Genomic DNA, 14,954 nt, shown 5'->3' with positions numbered 1-14,954 from the left:
ATGGTATTTCGCTTTGGCTTCCGTTCACTCATTGGCTCCTCCTTCCGCATTGATCGCATAAAAAAACAACCCTCACGAGTTGGAAGAAGACCCTATACTTGGCCGCAAGCAAACAAACGCACCACCCGAAAAGACTTCCCCCAAAGACTTTCATAGAAAATATTATAGAATAATGGGGTATTGTTTTCAATCATAAATAATAGTGAATATGTTTATAGAATATTGTTATCAAGCGAATCAACTCTCAAACCACTCTTTTTCACCTTGTACACGTGTCCCGGACCGCAACTCATGTCGTCCGAATCGTCACCAAGCGTAGGCTAAAGCTAACTATAAAGTCATGGCCCCCCTCATGAAGAGGTTCGTTCAATCCAATTATTTTTACATGATTTCGCAGGCCGTGGCTGACAACCCATCCTTCGGCTTGCGGTCTCTATAGGCGGCGTCGACTTAAGGAAAATACACGAGGGCATTCACGAGTGATTGGTTTATTCCGCTCGCATCCGCGCCAATCGGACGTTAAAGAGCAATGCTGGAAGCTGAAAATCAATCCTGCCGGCAGCGAGGCAATCAGCTAAATTGTTGCCTAATCATCACCATTCGGTTTGTCTTAATTACTATGAATTTATTTCCTAATAGTTAGCCCCTGGTCTCCCCCACAAGTCTCTTTAAGCATCCGCCCAGGTCTGTGAATCGTTTTAAAGAAAGCATAATTGGTTCTATAAAAACGCTTTACCGCTATTATCCGTCTTTTGTGCCTTGAATCGGGCACCCGATATGGCTTGGGCCGTACCATCTCCTCTCCAGCCCCGGCCATTAAGCCCGCTTCCTTGACGGGTCACTGAAAGCTGGTCTACGAGTCCCCCCTCTGCCGGAAAGATTGGCGTAGACCGTTCTTGACAGCGGTGTCAAAGATGACTACACTGATAAACTGTTGGCGCGAGGTGATTGCTTCGGCAAGCCGCACCGCCACTCATCAGAAAACGTCAGATAAGGTGTTATCGAGCAATCGAGCATGACTTATCCACACCAGGTGTCTTTGGTATGGGTGAGTCTTTTTTTTCATCTAAAGGAGGGACCGCTGGTGATTTTCAAACGCGTGTTGAACAACAATACCGCCATTGCCACCAACCACGACGGGCTCGCCGTGCTGGTCATGGGGTCGGGCCTCGGCTTTGGTCGCAAGCCCGGCGAGGAAGTGCCGCTGGCCAAGGTCGAAAAGACATTCCTGCTCAAGGACAAAGACGCCCTCAGCAAGTTCACCGACCTGGTCATCGACGTCCCCATGAGCATCATCGATGCCGCCGAGCGGATCATCAACTTCGCCAAGATCAAGCTGGGCCGAAAGCTCAACGACATCATTTACGTGAACTTGACCGATCACCTCGACATGGCCGTCAAGCGCGCCCGGCAGGGAGTCTTCCTGACCAACGCGTTGAAGTGGGACATCGCCCGGTTCTACCCGGACGAGTTCGCCGTTGGGCAAAAAGCCGTTGAGGTCGTCAACCAGGCGGAACACGTCAACTTAGGCGAAGACGAAGACGCGTTTGTCGCGATCCACTTCGTCAACGCGGAAAGCGAAGGCGGCGTCGAACAGGACCTCGCGTACGAGACGACCAAAATCGTCAAGGCGTGCGAAGGCATCGTGAAGGACTATTTTCACACCGAGTTCGACGAGCAGTCGCTGAACTACTACCGCTTCATCACCCACCTGAAGTTCTTCGCCCAGCGCGTGCTGCAAGGCAAGCACTACGACGAAGAAGACGGCGACATGCTGGCGACGATCAAGCGCGCTACCCGCGGCCTTACGCGTGCACTAAGCAAATCGAGGCGTACATCGCCAAGACGTACCATTTTCAAATCACCAGTTCTGAACTGCTTTTCCTGACCGTGCACATCAGCCGGTTGGTCAAAAACCTATAATCCGCGTTTTCTGGGGTGTTATCACATTGTGAGCATGACCCAGTTCACCATTGCAATGGCGAGCTGGGTCTTTTTTTACCGAAATTATTCAAGGAGATGTCAGTATGAGTGTTCAAGATTCTGCCAAGCAGATTTACGAAGGCGTTGGCGGCGAGGGCAACATTAACTACCTCACGCACTGCGTCACCCGGCTGCGTTTTCGCCTCAAGGACGAAAGCAAGGTCGACGATGCCAAAATGAAACAGATCCCCGGTGTCATGGGGATCAACCACCAAAACGGCCAGTACCAAGTGATCATCGGCAATGCCGTGTCTGATTACTACGCCGCCGTCGTTAAGTTGGGCAACTTCCCTACGGACGAAAACAGCGACGCCAGTGCCACGGCGACTGCCGCACCGGCCGAGAAGTCCGGCAACTTGTTCGACCGCTTCACCAACTTTATTTCGTCCTGCATGTCGCCTTTGATCCCTGCGCTGATCGGCGGCGGCATGATCAAGGTCGTCCTGATTCTCTTGACGACCCTGCACTGGATGAGTGCCACCGGTCAGACCTACACGATCCTCAGCGTCTTCGGCGACGCGCCGTTCTACTTCCTGCCGATTGAACTGGCGATCACCGCTTCCAAGTACTTCAAGGTCAACCAGATGATGGCCGTCATCGCTGGCGCCATCCTGATTCACCCGAACTTCATCAAGTTGGTCAATCTGGGCAAGCTGTTCATTTGATGGGTCTGCCGGTCACATTGGCCAGCTACTCCAGCTCGGTCATTCCGATCCTGCTGATCGTCTGGTTCATGAAGTACCTTGAGATGTTCCTGGAAAAGTATCTGCCAGCCAGCCTCAAGAGTATTTTGAAACCGCTGCTTGAGATCTTCATTGTCGGCGTGATCGGGCTGGTCGTCATCGGCCAATCAGCACCTGGGCCGGCGATCTCCTTTCCTGGATCGTGCTCTTCATCAACAAGCACGCGTCCTGGCTCGCCATGCCACTGATGGCCGCCTTCATGCCGCTGATCGTCATGACCGGGATGCACTGGGCCTTTGCACCCATTTTCCTGGCTGCCTCGGTCGCAACGCCTGATAGCCTGATTCTGCCTGCCATGTTGCCGCCAACCTGGCCCAAGGCGCGGCCAGTCTGGCTGTTGCCATCAAGACCAAGAACAAGAACACCCGTCAGGTCGCCTCTGCCGCTTCCATTTCCGCGTTTCTGGCCGGCGTCACCGAGCCCGCTTTGTACGGGGTTTCGCTCAAGTATAAGAAGCCGCTGTACGCCGTCATGATTTCCGGCGCCGTTTCCGGCCTGTACATGGGCATTGTGCACCTGAAGTCCTTCGCGTTTGCGATTCCTTCCCTGCTGTCTCTGCCGCAGTTCGTCAACGCCAAGTATTTCAGCAACATTATCAACGCCGTCTTTGTCGCCGTCATTTCCATTGTCCTGACCTTTATCCTGACCATGGTCTTCGGCTTCAAAGACGACCCAGACCCATCTGCGAGCAAGACGGTGGCACCAGCAGCCGCCGGTGCTAGCGCCAGCGCAACGGCCACGGTTGAGCAAACCAGCTCGACGGTTGCCAGCGGTGCCAAAACCACCAAAAAGGTCTTCAGCCCCGTCAAGGGTGAACTGATCACCATGGAAAGTGTCAATGATGCGACCTTCGCCCAGAAAATGCTCGGCGATGGCGCCGCAGTTATTCCCGAAGACAACCACTTCTACGCGCCATTTGACGGCGTGATCGAAACCGTCTTTCCGACTAAGCACGCCATTGGCCTGAAGAGTGATACCGGGATCGAAGTCCTGATCCACATTGGCCTAGATACCGTTGAGCTCAAGGGTAAGTATTACACCGCGCATGTTGAAGCCAACCAGCGCGTGAAGAAAGGCGACCTGCTGATGGATGCCGACCTCGACGCCATTAAGAAGGCCGGCTACGACACGACCACCCCGGTCGTGGTCACCAACACCAAGGACTTCGTGGAAATCCAGCCGAGTGACAAGACCCAGGTCACCAATGACGATCCACTGTTCTACGTGGTTTAAGCGAAAGGAGCGACTCGCATGTCAGCTTTTCCTAAAAATTTCCTGTGGGGCGGCGCCACTGCCGCCAACCAGCTGGAAGGCGCGTACAATGGCGATGGCAAGGGCTTGTCCATTGCCGACGCCTTGCCCGGCGGTCCGGACCGCTTTAAAATCGCCAACCAGCCGGACTTCGACTGGTCGATCGACGAGACCAAGTACCGGTACCCGAACCATTCTGGCATCGACTTTTACCATCACTACCAAGGCGACATCAAGCTATTCGCCGAAATGGGCTTTAAGTGCTACCGCTTCTCGGTGGCCTGGAGCCGCATCTTCCCTAACGGCGACGATACACGCCCTAACGAGGCCGGCCTTAAGTTTTACGACCGCGTGATCGACGAGTGCCTCAAGTACAACATTAAGCCCGTCATCACCATCAGCCACTACGAAATGCCGCTGAATCTGGTCACCAAGTACGGCGGCTGGAAGAACCGCCAGCTGATCGACTTTTACGAAACCTACGCGCGGGTGATCCTGAACCGCTACGCTGCCCGCGTGAAGTACTGGATGACGTTCAACGAGATCAACTCGGCGCTGCACTTCCCGGTCATGGGCCAGGGCCTGGTCAAAAGTAACGGTGCCGACAAGATGCAAAACATCTACCAAGCTTGGCACAACCAGTTCGTCGCCGGCGCTCGGGCGGTCAAAATTGCGCACAGCCTGCGTCCCGACCTGCAAATCGGCTGCATGCTCCTGTACGCGACGACTTACGCCTATGATGCCAACCCGGAGAACCAACTCGCAGCGCTGAAGGAGAATCAGGCGTTCAACCACTTCTGCGGCGACGTGCAGGTGCGTGGCACCTACCCGGCTTACACCGAGTCCGTGATGAACCGCTACGGCTTCAGCTTCAAGGACCTTGACGTCACCGCCGAGGACCTCGCCACCCTCAAGCTAACCCGGTCGACTACATCGGTTTTTCCTACTACATGTCAACGGCGGTCAACGTCACTGACAAGTCTCTGGAAACCGCCAATGGCAACCTGGTCGGCGGCGTCCGCAACCCGTTCCTGAAGCGTCGGACTGGGGCTGGCAGATCGATCCAACCGGCCTGCGCATCGCGCTGAACGAGCTGTCGGACCGCTACCAAAAGCCCGTCTTCGTGGTTGAAAACGGCTTGGGGGCCAAGGACGTGCCGGACGCCAACCACTTTGTGCAAGACGACTACCGCATCAACTACCTGCGCGCGCACATCCAGGCGATCCAAGGCGCCTTGGCAGACGGCGTCGACGTCATGGGCTACACGCCATGGGGCTGCATCGATTTGGTCTCCGCCTCGACCGGCCAGATGAGCAAGCGTTACGGATTCATCTACGTCGACCTTGATGATCAGGGTAACGGCTCAGGCAAACGCTACAAGAAGGCGTCGTTCGGTTGGTACAAGCAGGTCATCGCCTCAAATGGTGAGCGCCTGTAATCATTCAGTTCCCCTATTTAAATCGAAAACGAACCCATCCAGTCAGCAAATTAACTGGATGGGTTTTGTCGACCGAATTGATGATCACAAGGCGCCATCGTTGGTTCGGCTGAGTATATTTCCCGGGAAAAGCAATCGACCAGCTGTTTTCTTGCCACAATAAAAGCGCCTCAATGAAGTGAGACGCTCAGCTTGTCTATTATCAGTGTCAGGCTTCCAGTACCTTCTGCAGGAAGCTCTGCAGCCGCTCGTTCTTGGGGTGCTCAAAGACCTGATCCGGCGTGCCGGATTCCTGGATCTCGCCGCCTTCAAAGAAGACGACCCGGTCGGCAACTTCCTTGGCGAACCCCATTTCGTGGGTCACGACGACCATGGTCATGCCCTGCTTGGCCAGCTTGCGCATGACGCCCAGCACGTCACCGACCATTTCGGGATCAAGGGCCGAAGTCGGCTCGTCAAACAGCATCATATCCGGATGCATGGTCAAAGCTCGCGCAATGGCGACCCGTTGCTTTTGGCCGCCGGACAGGGTGCTGGGCATGGCATCGACTTGTCAGCCAGCCCGACGCTGTCGAGCATGCGGCGGCCCTCCTTGTCAGCCTCGTCCTTGGTCATCATGCCGAGCTCGGTCGGCGCCAGCGTCACGTTTCCTAACACGGACATGTTGGGGAACAGGTTAAAATGCTGGAACACCATCCCGATCTTGGCACGGACCTTGTCGATGTCGACATGTGGTTTCGCAATATCGGTCCCATCGATCAGGATCTCACCTGAGGTCGTGGTTTCCAAGCCGTTCATCATGCGCAGCACGGTCGATTTGCCGGCACCAGACGGGCCAATCATGGCAACGACCTCGCCGTCTTCGACCTTCAGGTTAACACCGCGCACCACGGTGTTGGTGCCGTATTTTTTGACAACATTCTTCATTTCGATCCGTGTGGTCATGCGTGGACCCTCCTTTGCACCCAATTCGACAGCCACGTCAGCAGGGTGATGATGATCAGGTAAATCAGCGCCACCATCGTCCAGATCTTAAAGCCCTCCATGTTGCGGGCGATGATGATTTTCCCAGTCTGGGTCAGCTCCATCAGACCCAGGATCGACAGAATCGAGGTGTCCTTCAGGGTAATGATGAACTGGTTAATGAAGCTTGGCACCATGATCCGCAGGCCTTGCGGCAAAATGACGCGCCGCATCGCCTTGCCCCACGGCAAGCCCAGACTGCGGGCAGCTTCCATTTGGCCGACGTCGACCGAATTGATCCCGCCTTTGACAAAGGCAGCGGTGTACGCACCTTCGTTCAGCGTCAGCGTGACGATTCCGGCGACGAACGCGGGGATCTTGGTCCCGATCACCATTGGCACACCGGTGTAAATGAACAGCGCCAGCACCATCAGCGGCAGGCCGCGGAAAATGTAGATGAAGGTCGTCGCAGTCCCCTGCGCGATTTTGTTCGGCACCACGCCCAGCAGGCCAATCAGGACGCCGACAATCGTGGCACATAAAATGCCCACAACGGTCAGCTGAATCGTCTCGCCGAGGCCGCTCATCAGCGTGCCCCAGTTCGACTTCAGTAGGCCCATGAAGGTGCTGCTGGTGTCGTTGGTTTCCTTGGCCTTTTTATCCGTGTCGGCCTGGGACCCATTGCGAGGTATTTTTCGACGATCTTCGTGTACTCGCCAGACTTGCGCACCTTTTTCAGGCCGGCGTTGATCTTCTTGACCAGCTCCGGGTTGGACTTGCTGACCGCGATGCCGTAGTCGTTAGCCATCGCCATTTTCATGTTGCCTAGCTTCAGGCCGAGGCCAGTGGCGATCGCGTACTGCATGACCGGCTTATCCTCGAAGCAGGCCGCGGAGTTCCCTGAGATGACGTCCTGGTACACGTTATTCGAGTCGTCAAACGTCACCGTCTTGAACCCGTACTTCTTTTTGCTACTGTTGGCGTAGTCCGCCGAGGCGGTCCCGGTTTTAACCGCGACCCGCTTGCCACGCAGCTGTGACAGCTTGGTGATGTGACCCTTCTTGGCAACCGCCATCACGACCCCGGATTGATAGTAGGGATCAGAAAAGGCAAACACCTTTTTCCGCTCGGGGGTAATGCTCATCCCCGCCATGACACCGTCGACCTGGTTGGCCTGAAGCTCCTGAACCGCACCGTTGAACGAGGTCGCCTTCAGCTGGACCTTAAAGCCCTCGGCCTTCGCGATGGCGCGGATCAGGTCAATGTCGATGCCGACGCGCTTGTTGTTCTTATCGGCGAATTCGAAGGGTGGGAACGTCGTATCCATGGCGATCGTATACGTCTTCTCGGCCGCTTGCACCCGTTCGGGTTTGGCCACCTGCCCGGAAAAAAATGCCAAGGCCCAGGGCCACAACCAGTCCGATGATTCCCCAATGACGTCTCACACCAAATCGCCTCTTTCTGAACTTAATAGTTATAGGTTACAGAAAACCCGAACGAGTGTCGACCGATTATGTCAGATAACCTGACATCGGTTCAGAAATATCTGACACTTCTCATCAAATGCCAGTGTTTGGCACGTCATTAGAATGAAAAAAACGCCTCGAGCATGCTCGAGACGTCTCGTTTTTTTCCCTAAGCTAACATGGTCCGCTTGCTGCGGTGATACAACCCGTAGCCGATGACGCAAGTAATGAGGTCCGCGGCCGCCTGGGCCCAGACGATGCCGTCAAAACCCAGCCACTGCGGCAGCAGCCACAGCGCGACCGCGAACACGACCCCTTGCCGGGAAACCGCCATGATCAGCGCACTCAGCCCCTGGCCCACCGACTGAAACACGGTAGTGAAAACCAGAATGGCGCCGATAAACGGCGTGGTGATCAAGAGTGCGCGCATCATCAAACTGCCCATGCTGACGATCGCCGGCCGGTTCATAAACAGCGCCACCAGCGGTTTGGCCAGCAGCATCAGCACCGCCGCCGCGACCAGCGCATAGCCGATTTCCACGATAAAATCGAACCGCAAGATCGCCGCCAGTCGTTTGTGCGCCTTGGCGCCGAAGTTATAGCCAATCAGCGGCTGGGCCCCAAAGGCAAAACCGACCATGATCAGCATGACAATCATGTAGACTTTTTGCGCGATGCCCATGGCGGCCACGGCGCTTGCGCCGTAAGCGGACAGGCGCTGATTTAGCAGCATCGTCCCCAGGCTCTGCATGAAATTAGTCAGGCTGGCGGGAATACCAATGGCGAGGATCGACCCCACGGCCGCCCGGCTGGCCTTCGCGACCTTAGGGGCAATGCTCAGGTACTGGGCCTTGGTCTGCGTGAACCACAGCAGCAGCCCTGTGTTCAGCGCGTAACCCAGGACGTTCGCCAACCCGACGCCACTAGCACCCCAGTGCAAGCCGAACAGAAAAATCGGATCCAGCACGATGGTCAGCGCCGTGCCCGCCAGTGTGGCGATCATCGACTGCTTGGCCAGGCCTTCCGTGCGTATGATGTTCCCCGGCACCAGCGACACGATGATAAACACCGCCCCGATTGCCAGCATGGAGTAAAACGCCCCAGCGTACTGCCGCGTCGCCGCAGTGGCCCCCAGCATTGTCAGGATCGGCTGCTTGAACACCAGCAGCAGCACCGTAATGACTAGCGACAGCGCCACCGCCGCGTACAGGCAAAAGCTCGACAGCGCCCGCACCTGCGCGCGCTTGCCGTTGCCCAGCAGCCGCGACAACAGCGCGGAGCCGCCGAGGCCAAAAATATCACCGACCGCCAGCATAAACGAGAACAGGGGCGCCCCCAGCGTGACCCCTGCGACCAGATCAGCATTCCCTGTTTGAGCCACAAAAAAAGTGTCGACCAAGTTGTAAACCATGCTGGCGACCATTCCTAAGACAACCGGCAACGCCAAGTGCATGTATGCTTTGGGCACCGGCGCATGGGCAAATAAATCATCCATGTTTTCCCTCCAAATCGCGCAGTTGTCCGCGCGAAAGTCGCTGATGCCGGTCGCTCGCCCTTAGACTTGCCTAATCAACGCTGCTTCTATCTTAGCATCAACGTGGTCGCGCCACCAAAAGCTTGGTCAAGCGGGAGGTCACAAAGTGATCGAAAATGGCAATATAAAAACCGCCAGCACTGGGCCGACGATTTCACGATTAATCCTTATTCACAATGTTTCCCACCGAGGACTTGGAGATCTTCAGCAGGCTGGCAATTTTCCGGTAGGACATCCCCTGCTGCCACAAGGTGATGACCTGCTTCTGCACGGAAATCGGCACCCCGCGATGCGAGGCCTTGTTGGCCTCCTGGGCAAGTGGGGTCATTTTGATCTCGCAAGCGGTCCCTTCTGCCTGATTGGCCACGCGCTGAGCTTCCACCGCGCTGTAGGTGATCCAAGTCTTCTTGAGGTCCTTGGTCCAGCCGGGCAAAAGCAGCAGGTCATCGTCCTCGAGGAATTCGCCGTACTCGTTGACAACGGTGTACCGCTTCAATTCAACTGTTGCCATGCGCATCCCTCCCGTTTACTTATGTGTCCATTGTAGCGCATTCAGGCAAGGGGTTCACCAACCGACCGGAGTAAACTTCGGCCTGATTTTAAATTGACGCCTAAAATTTTCCCAGGCTAGATGCATTGGCCACAACCGAATGTGCAGATATACAAATTTGCTTATCAGCACCGCCGCCGTGCATTAGGCTAAAGGTCAAGTTAGCCGCGGCGTTATACTAAAGGGTAACCGGAAGGGAGGGGGCAACCATGAGCACACCAACAGACACTGGGCACCGGCTCGGCAAGTTCTTTCGCGACCGCAGAACCGGGCGCGGCCTGACGCTTGAAGAGGTCACCGGTGCCGGCTCCAGTGCCACCCTGTCACGCTTTGAGCGAGGCGAGATCGACATTAGCGCCGACAAGGCCATTCGCGTTCTTCAGCAAATCGGAAGCGGCTACTTCGACTTCATGGATTTCTACAACAGCGATACCGCTAATTTTCCCTTGGAACTCCAGGAAATCATCCAACTCAACGACACCGGCCAGTTAAAAAAAACCGGGTGCAGAGTTACCTAGACGCTCATCCCAAGCCCACTGCGATGACGCGGTTGGCCCACATCCTGCTCGAAGCGGGCACCCACTGGCCTGATCCGAATTATCACCTCAGCGCGGCCGCCGAGCAGGAAGTCGCCGACCGCCTGGCAGTGCCCGAAACCTTCAACTTTCTGGGCCTCGAGCTCCTGAAGGCGGTCATCGGCCCCGCCAGCCCTGAGCTGCTTGACCTGCTTTGGCAGCGAACCAAACGGGTCAGTGGCGAATGGCACGAGATGGAGGTACTGATGCTTTGGCTTGGGGCGCTGATGCACCGCGATCAGCCAATGATTGCCGCCATGCAGACAGAGCTTCGGCCTTATTTCACACATCTGCAAAGTTACGCCTCGGCCCAGGAGTTTGCGCCCAACTGGCAGTACGGGGTGGCGGTTGCACGCTGGATCAAGGAGCCCACTTTGGCAAACGCCGACCAGGTAGAAAAATTGATCAGTACCTTATACGCCATGGGGATCGAAACAGACGCCCAGTGGTTCACGATGATGTTTGCACGCACCAAGGCTAGCCAAGTCCAGCACAACCCCGCGCTGGTGGACCATCCGCTCACCTACACTGTAGCTGCCACGCCTGGTGACGTTATCCGCTTTCGGCGTCAGGAAATGGGCATGCGGCAAAAAGATCTGGCTGCGATCGTCAGCCCGGCTGCCTTGCACCGGTTTGAAACTGGGCAAACCCAGTTGTCCTTCGGCAACCTCATGCGGCTGTGCGGTACGCTAGCGCTGCTGCCCTCACAAATCCTAGAACGAGTCACCCCACCGGCCGGGCCCAAACCGTTATCCTTAAACGAGGCCTTCAGGCGGATCCAGTACCGACCCTTAGCGGCAAAAACGGACCCGCAGCAGGTGATCACCACTTTCGCCACCCAGCTGCCAGGCATCCCCTCACGCATCCTGGATCAGGAACTGTTCATCCTCAAGGTCGCGGCGAATCAACCAGACGATGCCGCGGGCAAAATGCGGCAGATGGCGGCACAGAGTTTTAATCAGCTCATGCAGGTCAATCACTGGGAGGCCATGGAAATGTACTCGGTCCAGGCACTAGTCAACTGGCTGGACCCGGCGCAGCTTGCGCTAGTCTTCAACAAGGGTTGGCGCCTGATGAAGCTCCACCCCGAGCTGATCGGTGGCGTTCACTACTGCATCGGCTTTTGCCAGGCGGTGCGTCGCGTCGTGACCGAGTTTCCGAGTCAGGCTGAGGAGTTTATCGCCCAGTTCACCTGGCTCGAAGACGACCCGAAGCGCGAGCTTCTGATCGCGACCCCGTACGGGTGGCAGATGTTAGGGGCTTGCCTGTTCGCCGCCTACTCCCTCGCACCGTCGGCCAAACGGCGAGCCAAGTGCGAGCAGTTTGTGCACCGCGCGCTGCGCGTAGGCCAGGGCAATATCGTCACCACCTTGGGCCACGATTGGCACGCGCTACTGCCGGAAGGCTTCCTGCCCAGGCTGATCCAGAGTTATCAACGTAGTTCGTGCGTCGGGCAGGCATCTAGGGCATTATGAACAACAAGCGGTCTTCCGGGGAGGGAAGGCCGCTTATTTTGGTCTGATCATTTTGTAAAAGGCTTAGTCGGTAAACTTCACCGCGGTGCCATACGCGACCACGGACTGCATGTCCTGGGCGATCGAACCGGAGTCAAACCGCATCATGACCACGGCATCGGCGCCTTGCGCGGCCGCCTCGTCCCGCAGCCGGTCAACGGCGGTTTGGCGCGACGTTGACAGCATTTTCGTGTATCCCTTAATCTCGCCGCCGACCAGGCTCTTGAGCCCGGCGCCGAGGTCGGACACCATGTTGCGCGACTGCGTGGTGACGCCGAAGACCTCGCCGATGATCTCGTACTCGTGGTTCGGAATGTGTTCGGTAGTGGTAACAATCATTTCAGCCATCAGATTCTCCTTTTCCCGCCTAGATGCTGCGCTTGCGGAAGCTCAGGTAGGCGATAAACCCAAAAATCACAGTGTAAACCAAGGTGCCGGCGATCATGGTTTCCGTGCTCATGTAGGTTGAGTGCGCCATGCTTGGATTAAGGATCTGCGCCCCGACCAGCAGGAATGTGAACGGGTTCCACTTCACCCAGTGCCAGTGGCCAATCGCCACCAGCAGAAGCGTTGCGGCAAGCGTGATCAGGAAGTACCCAACCAAGCCGGTCGCGATCGCCGCGGCATTGCTTTTAAACAGGGTGGACAGCAGCAGCACGACCGACAGCAACAACAGGTCAACGAGTAAATCCCCGCCGACGCGCTTGAAGTAAGTCTGCAAGGCGGTCGTGCCACCAATCTTGGCCATCCAGTCGTAACCAGGATGCAAGATCAGGGTCAGGATGAAGGTCATCGCGCAGGCCACCGCCTGCAAAAACGCCAGCTGCAAAAGCACCGTGATGATCTTCGCCACAAACACCTGGCTGCGATAATACTGCCGGTACAGCAGCTGCTTCATCGTGCCGTACTGGTACTCCATTGAAACAATCGAAGCCGTGGACGCAATGGCGATGAAAATCACGATTTCCCCCATGATATAATCCTCAGAAGCCAGCGCGCCAGCTGGGAACCATGTCGGTTGCATTTTGCCTAAGATGCCAAAACCAATCTGGCCCAGCATCATGATCAGCGTGGCAATCAGCCAGCCGCGCTTGTGGCACTGTTTGTACACTTCTTGTTTAATCAGTGTCCCCATGACTAAGCCTCCCCGCCATCTGTGTGCATCATGTCCAAAAAGGCCCCTTCAAGGTCGTGCGCCTGCTGCGTAATCGAGACGATCGCCACGCCGCCTTGCACCAGCGCATAAAGCGCATGGTTGAGGTCGCCGGCCTTGGCCTGGGTCAAGATAATCGCACTGCCCGCGGTTTCAAACGGGTGGTTCGCCATCGCCATGGCCGCCTTGGCCTGGTCGAGGTTGCTGACCTCAATGGTGTAGCCGACGCCGCCTTGCTGCTCCAGCGCGTCCATCGTTGAGTGCTTGATGATGTGGCCGTGATTCAGGATCAACACGTCATCGGCAAGCTTTTCCAGCTCGGACAAAATGTGACTGGAGATCAGGATACTGGTGCCGCGCGCAGCCAAGTTGCGCAGAAGGTCCCGCAGATCCTTGACCGCCTGCGGATCCAGCCCGTTCATCGGCTCGTCGAGAATCACGAGCTTCGGGTCATTGACCAGCGCCTGCGCAATGCCCAACTTTTGCTTCATGCCCAGGCTGTAACTTTTGGCCGGCAAGTCGATGTACTTGCCCATCCCCATGGCGGCGATGATGGTTTCCACATTTTTGGCCTTGCCGTGCTGATTGGCAAAAAGCGCCAGCTGCTGGCGGCCGGTCATGAACGGGTAAATGCCCGGGTACTCGATCAAGGCGCCGACGTTGCGCAGCGCTTGGTGCGAGGTAATGGACACCGGCTGGCCCTTAATGTCGACCCCGCCGCCGTTCACCGGGATCAGCCCCAAAATGGCCTTCATGATCGTGCTTTTCCCTGCGCCGTTCGGGCCGACAAGCGCGACGATGTGGCCTTCTTCAACGAAAAAGTCCACCCCGTGCAGCACCTGTTTTTTTGCCAAATGACTTGTCGAGATGATCAACTGTCAGAATCGTTCCCATACCTTACTCCTCCCGCGCGCCTGCGCGCCGTCTATGCGTAGGATACACCCGCGCCGCCAGAAAAAGAACGATTACGCCCATAACAATTTTGTTAGCTGACCGCCGCTACTCGCGCGGCCGGGTGAGCATCGTCCTTAGATCCGGCCAGCAGGCGGTCAAAAACCACGCCACGACCAACAGCATCGGCAGAAAATGAATGAGGACCCACAACGCGTTTTGCGCCGGGCCCGTGCGCCGGATCGGCAGCTTCGCCAGGACGACCCCGGTGATCTGCGTGCGGTCGATCGGACCAAACCAGCGTGAATCGGCGGAGTTTGGCCGGTTATCCCCCATCACGAAGTATTCCCCACCGCGCAGGTACGACGAGCGCTGATAACTGGGATCGGTGAACGGCTGGCCGCCATCCGGTCGCCCGTCGTACTGGTACTTGGCGTTGTCCATCGGGTGCTTGACGTACGGCTCCTTCAGCGGCCGTGAGTTGCGGTACACCTTAGTCTGATTGATGCCGATCAAGTCTCCCGGCATGCCGATCACCCGCTTGACCAGCTGCCGGCGCGGCGGCAAGTAAGGTACTTTGTCAGCGTTGGCAAACGTCACGATGTCGCTTTGCTTGGGTTTTAACCCAGTGTGCCGCAGCAGCCGGTAATTGGCGACCAGCAGCCACTGACCGGACTTCAACGTCGGCGCCATCGACTGCCCGCGCACGGACTCCAGTGGTGTGAGCACACTAAATAAGGTGGCCACGATCATCAAGACAAATAACACCCGCGAAACGGCTTTTCTGGTCATGTGCCCACCTCCTAGTCCTTTTGGTTATACCATGCTGAAGGCGGTCTTGTCCGGTCGGTGACTTCTTTTGCCGCAGCCTTGGCAAAAAAATAACCAGCAGC

General features: G+C 56.6%; 9 protein-coding genes and 5 pseudogenes. 6 read left to right on the top strand and 8 right to left on the bottom strand.

Features of this window, described 5'->3' with window-relative positions; translation table 11 throughout:
- Positions 1-1,015 precede the first annotated feature (1,015 nt).
- The 4 genes and pseudogenes from JCM13995_RS09800 to JCM13995_RS09790 all read left to right on the top strand — a co-directional run.
- Positions 1,016-1,726: pseudogene (locus JCM13995_RS09800) on the top strand (PRD domain-containing protein); the annotation flags it as partial.
- Positions 1,633-1,923 (top strand): PRD domain-containing protein, encoded by a 291-nt coding sequence (locus JCM13995_RS17775; protein ID WP_369385695.1) that lies wholly within the window; start codon positions 1,633-1,635, stop codon positions 1,921-1,923. The pseudogene JCM13995_RS09800 and the gene JCM13995_RS17775, both read left to right, overlap by 94 nt.
- Positions 1,924-2,027: 104 nt before the next feature.
- Positions 2,028-3,959 (top strand): annotated as a pseudogene (locus JCM13995_RS09795) (beta-glucoside-specific PTS transporter subunit IIABC).
- Between the two features lie 18 nt (positions 3,960-3,977).
- Positions 3,978-5,415, top strand: a pseudogene (locus JCM13995_RS09790) (glycoside hydrolase family 1 protein).
- Between the two features lie 208 nt (positions 5,416-5,623).
- On the opposite strand, the pseudogene JCM13995_RS09785 reads toward JCM13995_RS09790, so the two are convergent.
- From JCM13995_RS09785 to JCM13995_RS09770, 4 genes and pseudogenes are all read right to left on the bottom strand, one after another.
- Positions 5,624-6,360: pseudogene (locus tag JCM13995_RS09785) on the bottom strand (amino acid ABC transporter ATP-binding protein).
- Positions 6,357-7,705, bottom strand: a pseudogene (locus tag JCM13995_RS09780) (ABC transporter substrate-binding protein/permease). Before JCM13995_RS09780 ends, JCM13995_RS09785 begins: the two co-directional pseudogenes overlap by 4 nt.
- Positions 7,706-8,013: 308 nt before the next feature.
- A complete protein-coding gene (locus JCM13995_RS09775; protein ID WP_054665151.1) occupies positions 8,014-9,339 on the bottom strand; it encodes an MATE family efflux transporter in 1,326 nt (441 codons plus the stop codon).
- Between the two features lie 199 nt (positions 9,340-9,538).
- Positions 9,539-9,889, bottom strand: coding sequence for a sigma-70 RNA polymerase sigma factor region 4 domain-containing protein (locus JCM13995_RS09770; protein WP_054665147.1), 351 nt, complete (start codon positions 9,887-9,889; stop codon positions 9,539-9,541).
- 248 nt (positions 9,890-10,137) lie between these two features.
- On the opposite strand from JCM13995_RS09770, the gene JCM13995_RS09765 reads away from it, so the two are divergent.
- Entirely contained in the window at positions 10,138-10,446 is a 309-nt protein-coding gene (locus tag JCM13995_RS09765) for a helix-turn-helix domain-containing protein (protein ID WP_054665143.1), read from the top strand.
- 23 nt (positions 10,447-10,469) lie between these two features.
- A complete protein-coding gene (locus JCM13995_RS09760; protein WP_054665139.1) occupies positions 10,470-11,978 on the top strand; it encodes a helix-turn-helix domain-containing protein in 1,509 nt (502 codons plus the stop codon).
- A 63-nt stretch (positions 11,979-12,041) separates the two neighbouring features.
- Here JCM13995_RS09760 and JCM13995_RS09755 read toward each other — a convergent pair whose 3' ends face one another.
- The 4 genes from JCM13995_RS09755 to lepB form a co-directional block, all read right to left on the bottom strand.
- On the bottom strand, positions 12,042-12,365 hold the full coding sequence (locus JCM13995_RS09755) for a heavy metal-binding domain-containing protein (RefSeq protein WP_054665137.1): 324 nt from the start codon (positions 12,363-12,365) through the stop codon (positions 12,042-12,044).
- A gap of 19 nt (positions 12,366-12,384) precedes the next feature.
- Complete coding sequence (locus tag JCM13995_RS09750; protein WP_054665133.1) at positions 12,385-13,152, bottom strand: DUF2705 family protein; 768 nt, start codon at positions 13,150-13,152, stop codon at positions 12,385-12,387.
- 2 nt (positions 13,153-13,154) lie between these two features.
- A complete protein-coding gene (locus JCM13995_RS09745) occupies positions 13,155-14,024 on the bottom strand; it encodes an ABC transporter ATP-binding protein (RefSeq protein ID WP_225350835.1) in 870 nt (289 codons plus the stop codon).
- 145 nt (positions 14,025-14,169) lie between these two features.
- Entirely contained in the window at positions 14,170-14,853 is a 684-nt protein-coding gene (lepB, locus tag JCM13995_RS09740) for a signal peptidase I (protein WP_054665127.1), read from the bottom strand.
- Positions 14,854-14,954: the final 101 nt, after the last annotated feature.

It is taken from the genome of Lacticaseibacillus camelliae DSM 22697 = JCM 13995, from assembly GCF_001311195.1.
In the GTDB taxonomy this organism is placed as follows: Bacteria; Bacillota; Bacilli; order Lactobacillales; family Lactobacillaceae; genus Lacticaseibacillus; species Lacticaseibacillus camelliae.
Note: the sequence above shows the minus strand (reverse complement) of the source record. Positions and strands in the feature narration are given on the sequence as shown.

Coding starts and splice junctions, on each gene's coding strand:
- JCM13995_RS09775 (WP_054665151.1), bottom strand. CDS start 9,339: ATGGATGATTTATTTGCCCATGCGCCGGTGCCCAAAGCATACATGCAC.
- JCM13995_RS09770 (WP_054665147.1), bottom strand. CDS start 9,889: ATGGCAACAGTTGAATTGAAGCGGTACACCGTTGTCAACGAGTACGGC.
- JCM13995_RS09765 (WP_054665143.1), top strand. CDS start 10,138: ATGAGCACACCAACAGACACTGGGCACCGGCTCGGCAAGTTCTTTCGC.
- JCM13995_RS09760 (WP_054665139.1), top strand. CDS start 10,470: ATGACGCGGTTGGCCCACATCCTGCTCGAAGCGGGCACCCACTGGCCT.
- JCM13995_RS09755 (WP_054665137.1), bottom strand. CDS start 12,365: ATGGCTGAAATGATTGTTACCACTACCGAACACATTCCGAACCACGAG.
- JCM13995_RS09750 (WP_054665133.1), bottom strand. CDS start 13,152: ATGGGGACACTGATTAAACAAGAAGTGTACAAACAGTGCCACAAGCGC.
- lepB (WP_054665127.1), bottom strand. CDS start 14,853: ATGACCAGAAAAGCCGTTTCGCGGGTGTTATTTGTCTTGATGATCGTG.